The following is a 4,398-nucleotide window of genomic DNA, read 5'->3' as shown; positions in this document are numbered from 1 at the left end:
CCCCTGTCCCCTCCCCGCAAGGGGGAGGGAGACGCTAACTCTGACGCCAGTGTTCTGGTCTCCTCCCCCCTTGCGGGGGAGGGACAGGGTGGGGGGTGCTCTTCCTGCACCAGCCGATCCACACACCACTGACAGCTACCTGAACCCCGGCGCGACCTCCTCCATGAAATACGCCATTCCGTCCGTATCCGGAGCATCCATGAACCACAGCATCAGGTGGTCGACCCCCTGCCCGCGCAATTCGACGATCCGTGCCTTTGCATCCTCAGCCGTGCCGATGATCCACGGTCCGGTCATCGCCTCGGGCAGCCGATCGACCCGGCCGGCGACGAAGTCGGTCACCTCCGGCTGCGGCTCGCCCGACTTGGTCTCGACCATCCGTTCAACCAAAGCCGCCACCTTGCGGCGCAGCGTTGCGAGATCGTGCGCCACGAGGATCTGCGTCTCGAAGCTGATCTCCACTTCGGCGCGCGAACGGCCGGCCTTGGCCAGCGATGCATCGAGCAGCGCCAGTCGGCGCGCCAGTTCGGTCAGCGTTACCGGCGTCGAGTTCCAGCCATCGGCGATGCGGCCGCTGAGCTCGATCACCGGGTCGAACGCCTCGCCCAGCCAGACCGGAATGTGCGACTGCACCGGCTTCGGCGCCAGTTGCGCCCCGCTCAGCTGATAGAACTTGCCATCGAAATCGATCGGTTGGTCCGCGGCGTAGAGCGCTTTGATCAGGGTTATTGCCTCTTCGAGCCGCTCGACCCGCGCGTCGTGGTTGTCGTCCCAGTCGAGGCCATAGGCCACCTGCTCGGGGCGCCCCATGCCGGCTTCGAAGAAATGGATGAAGCGGCCGCCCGACAACAGATCGAGCGTCGACATCATCTTGGCGGCGATCTGCGGGGCGCGGAACAGGTTGGCCTGGTGGATCAGCCCCAGCTGCGCCTTGCTGGTGGCGCCGGCGATCATCGCCAGCGTGGTCCAGCCCTCGAGCACTGCCTGCTCGCGCCCCAGCATCAGGTGGTCGCACACCCACAGCGAGTCAAAGCCCAGCCGCTCCGCTTCGCGGGCATTGCCGAGCACGTCGACATCCTCGATCCGCGCCACATTGGGCACGCGGAACAGCCCCGGGCTCGGCATGGCGAAAGCCGGCACGCAGTACCCCAGCTTGAGCGTCCCCGCCTGGCGGCGGGCGGCAAGCTCGGTCGAGATCATGACTTGACCCCGGCGCGCGGCACCAGGTCATGCCGGGTGCGATGCCCGGCGAACTTGCGGGCGATCTCATCGGTGGCCAGCGTCAGGAAGCGCGGCCCGCAGGGTGCCGTGACCCCGGCGATGTGCGGGGTAAGGAAGACATTGTGCATGGTCCTCAGCGGCGAATCCGCCTCGAGCGGCTCCGGGTCGAACACGTCGAGCGAGGCAACCACGTCGCCCCGCACCAGCCGGCGGATCAGTGCGGCCTGATCGACCACCGCGCCGCGCGACACATTGACGAACACCGAGCGCGGCCGGAGCAGGTTCAATTCCTTCTCGCCGATCATCCCTTTGGTCTCCGGCGTCAGCGGCACCAGCGAGATCACCACGTCGCACGCCATCACCTGCTCCAGCGAGGTCAGCGTGATGTCGTAAATGTCGGCGAGGACGCGCGGCGCATAGGGGTCGAAGGCGTAGATATCGGCCTGGAATGGCTGCAGCAGCTCGATCAGCCGGCGCCCGATATAGCCGGCGCCGATCAGTCCGACACTGCGGCCGGTGAGCTCGCCGTTGAAGCCGGGGTCGGCGACGCGCTCGGCCCATTGCTGGAACAGCACTTCACCATCGATCATCCGGCGGAACAGCGCGCCGGCATTGCGGAGCCCGATCATCGCCATCGCCAGCGCCCATTCGGCCACCGGATAGGACGAGCCATTGGTTGTATCGACCACGGTGACGCCGCGCTCGGCGGCGGCGTTGACGTCGATGCGCTGGCTGAAGCGATCGCCTTCGACTTCGGCGATGAACTTCAGGTTCGGCAGCCGGTCGAGAATGGCGCCGTTAAGCCGCGGCGAACCGTGGCAGACCAGCAGCGCATCGAGCTTCTCCGCAAAGGCCACCAGCTTGTCGATCGCGCCGGAATTCTCCGGCGGCGCCTCATCCCAGCTCGAGGGTTCATCGCACAAATGATGCTCGAAACTACCAAGGCTCGAGAGCGCCTCGATCGCCTCAGCATCAGCCATCCGCGCAAAGGTATCGGCATTTGAGGCGAAGCCAACGCGTAAGGGTCTCGGCAGGTTGTAGATCGTCATAGTATTGCCTCGTCAGCCAATCCACACGGTCTTGGCGTTGGTGAATTCGGTGATGCCGACCTGCCCCAGTTCGCGGCCATAGCCGGAGGACTTGATGCCGCCGAACGAGATATGAGCGTCCGAGCGCACCATGTCGTTGATGAACACTGCGCCCGCTTCGACGCTCTGTTCCATGCGGCGCGCCCGGTCCTCGTCGCGCGTCCACACCGCCGCTGCCAGCCCGAACTCGGTCCCATTGGCGATGCGCAGCGCCTCGGCTTCGTCGGCGAAGGCAAAGATCGGCGCCACCGGCCCGAACAGCTCTTCGCGCGCCGCGACATTGTCATCGGCGACATTGGTCAAAACAGCCGGCGCGAAGAAGAAGCCCGGACCCTCCACGGTGCCGCCGGCCAGCGCCACCCGCGCCCCCCCGGCAATTGAGCGATCGAGCTGATCCTGCAGCCCGGCGCGGAGGTCGGCGCGCGCCAGCGGGCCAAGCCCGTGCTTTTCGTCCAGCGGGTCACCATAGCTCAGCTTGCGGGTGCCCTCGACGAAGGCCTCGGTGAAATCGGCGGCGATCGACTGCTCGACCAGGAAGCGCTTGGCGCAGACGCAGCTCTGCCCCGAATTATTGTGCCGCGCCGCCACCGCCAGCTTCACCGCCGCGTTGAAATCGGCGTCGGCGAAGACGATGAACGGATCGGAGCCACCGAGTTCCAGCACCGCTTTCTTCCCCGCCGCACCGGCGAGCCCGGCAATGGTCCGCCCTGCCCTGACGCTACCGGTGACGGTGACGCTGCCGATGCGGCTGTCGGCGATGAGCTTTCCCACCGTCGGATGGTCGACGCGCAGGTTGACCAGCACACCATCCGGCATGCCGGCCTCAGTGAACACCTGCTCCAGCGCCTCGGCCGAAGCCGGTACGTTCTCGGCGTGCTTGACGATCGTGGTGTTGCCGGCAAGGAAGGCCGGCGCGAAGAAGCGGATCACCTGCCAGAACGGAAAGTTCCACGGCATGATGGCGAGGATCGGCCCCAGCCCCTCATAGCGCACTCGGCTGCCGCGCGCCGGGCTCTGGACCTCGAGCGGCTCCAGCCAGCCCGGCCCGAGCTCCGCCGTGGTCCGGCAGGTTGCGGCGCATTTCCTGATCTCGCCGCGAGCTTCGTTGATGGGCTTGCCCATCTCCAGCGTCATCAGGCGCGCGAAGGCTTCGAGATTGGCGTCGAGCCGGTCGGCCAGCGCCAGCAGCAGTTGCGCGCGCTTCTCGATGCCGGCGGCACGGATACTGCCCCAGGCGGCGAAGCTGCGTTCGAGCGCCGCTTCGACTTCCGAGCCGTCATGCAGGCGATAGCTGCCGAACTGCTCGCCGGTGGCCGGGTTGAGCGAACGGAACATGGTCTCGGGGCGCGCGGGCGCGTTCATCAGAAAGTCCTCGTTGGCGCGGCGTTATCGAGCAGCCGCTTGAGCGTGCCGCCGAGGATCGGCTCGAGATCCCCCGGTTGCAGGAAACGGCAATGGACGCGCACGATTTCGAGCGCCTGCTTGTAGGTCATGGCACGGCTCAGCGCCGGAAAGTCCGAGCCCCAGCACAGCCGCTTGGCGCCGAAGGCGGCATAGAGCCCCTCGGCGATCCACATGGCGCTCGGGTGCGGATAGTCCCAGCCGTTCTCAAGCCCCACCGCATAGTGGAAGCCCGAGAGCTTGATATGGACATTGGGGTGCTGCGCCAGCGTCGCGATCGTCTCGAGCGACGAACGCGGGTCGGTCGAACTGATGCCGCCCATGTGGTGCAGCAGCACCACGAGATCGGGATTCTCGGCGCAGATCGCGCCCAGGTCTGCCGCCCAGGCCGGCCCCATGGCGATCGAGGCGATCAGCTTCCGCTCGGCGGCGAGCCTGAAGAACGCCCGGCCCTCGTCGGAGCGGAACCAGCCGTCATTGTCGCCCACATAGTGGGTAAAGCCTTTGATCGGCAGCGTCCCCGCCGCCATGCGCAACCGCCCGACCCCACCCGGCGTGCGATACTCGGCCGACCACGCACAATCGACCTCGGCGACCCGGTGCACGCGCTTGGGGGAGGGGCGCGCCGCCGCCCCATCGGCGCTGTCGTCGGCGCTCTTATCGACCCGCGTCGAGACGCACACCCCAT

Annotated in this window: 4 protein-coding genes; all 4 read right to left on the bottom strand. The window is 67.0% G+C overall.

Annotated features, from left to right (window positions below; genetic code table 11):
- Positions 1-135 precede the first annotated feature (135 nt).
- Positions 136-1,200, bottom strand: a complete 1,065-nt coding sequence (locus VW23_RS25055; protein ID WP_069912210.1) for an LLM class flavin-dependent oxidoreductase — start codon at positions 1,198-1,200, stop codon at positions 136-138.
- Positions 1,197-2,270 (bottom strand): NAD(P)-dependent oxidoreductase, encoded by a 1,074-nt coding sequence (locus tag VW23_RS25050; protein ID WP_069912209.1) that lies wholly within the window; start codon positions 2,268-2,270, stop codon positions 1,197-1,199. Before VW23_RS25050 ends, VW23_RS25055 begins: the two co-directional genes overlap by 4 nt.
- Before the next feature lie 12 nt (positions 2,271-2,282).
- On the bottom strand, positions 2,283-3,671 hold the full coding sequence (locus tag VW23_RS25045) for an aldehyde dehydrogenase family protein (RefSeq protein WP_244513732.1): 1,389 nt from the start codon (positions 3,669-3,671) through the stop codon (positions 2,283-2,285).
- On the bottom strand, positions 3,671-4,398 hold a 728-nt coding region (locus tag VW23_RS25040; protein ID WP_141728492.1), incomplete at its 5' end, for an amidohydrolase family protein. The genes VW23_RS25045 and VW23_RS25040, both read right to left, overlap by 1 nt.

It is taken from the genome of Devosia insulae DS-56 (genome assembly GCF_000970465.2).
Lineage (GTDB): Bacteria > Pseudomonadota > Alphaproteobacteria > Rhizobiales > Devosiaceae > Devosia_A > Devosia_A insulae.
Note: the sequence above shows the minus strand (reverse complement) of the source record. Positions and strands in the feature narration are given on the sequence as shown.